Annotated in this window: 1 protein-coding gene; it reads left to right on the top strand. The window is 73.1% G+C overall.

The annotated features are described in order from the left end of the window. Positions 1–355 precede the first annotated feature (355 nt). Positions 356–915, top strand: a 560-nt coding sequence (locus ACJA3G_RS37745) for a hypothetical protein (RefSeq protein ID WP_406557511.1), incomplete at its 3' end; no start/stop codon positions are given.

The raw sequence follows: 915 nt of genomic DNA on the forward strand, positions 1-915 counted from the left end.
GTCCGTGAAGGGGCGCGGGGAAGCGCACGACCAGTCCTAGTGCCGCAACGGGGGTGCGATGCGAGGCGTCCCGCCCGTCGCTGTCGTCGCCGCGGCCGTCGCCGTCGGTCGGCGGCCGATGGGCCAGGAACCAGGGACCGGTCGATGGCCAAAGGACCAGGGACCAACGACCAGGGACAGGACCCGAGACCAGGTACGGGGGGGACCACGCCTCGGCAGGGCCGTTGGTCGTACAGTCCGATATTGGGCTGATCGGGTCGGTTTCGCGGGGCGTACGGGTGTGGCTGGTCCGGGTCGCCGCGTACCCGTGGCAGGGTCCCTGAGCACGTACGCCCGCGAGCAGCAGAGGTCCCCCATGCGACTGCGCAACGCCCTCGCCATCTCCGTCACCGCGGCCACGGCCCTGTCCGCGCCCGCGGTCGCGGCGGCCGACGAGCGCGAGCCGCGGGGGCGGCAGGGGCACGCCCTGCTCTCCGCCGCCAACCAGCCCGTCTGCGGGGACCGGGCCGGGGCCGACTTCCCCGTGGACACACGGATCCACGGGGGGCCGGCGGAGTACGTCCCGGGTGAGGGTGCGCAGCTCTGGTACGTGGACCTCACCAACACCACCGCCCACACCTGCCGCAACATCCACCCCGTGGTCGTCCTCGTCGACCGGGACCGGACCCTCAAGGACTCCCAGGCCAAGCTGGAGTTCTTCGACGCGTCGGCGGGGCGCGCGCACCCCGTCCCCTTCGAGCGGACGGACGCCGACGAGTACATCGGGGTGTTCGACGACGGCTTCCCCGGGTTCGTGATCGGCGCGGGGGAGACCGTGACGGTCAAGGTCCGGCTCGGGTTCACGGCCGACACCCGGCCCAACGAGGTCACCGTGAACGCGGCGGTGGTGCAGCGGCGGGGGGACGACGGGCAGTG

The organism is Streptomyces sp. YS-3, assembly GCF_045257485.1.
Lineage (GTDB): Bacteria > Actinomycetota > Actinomycetes > Streptomycetales > Streptomycetaceae > Streptomyces.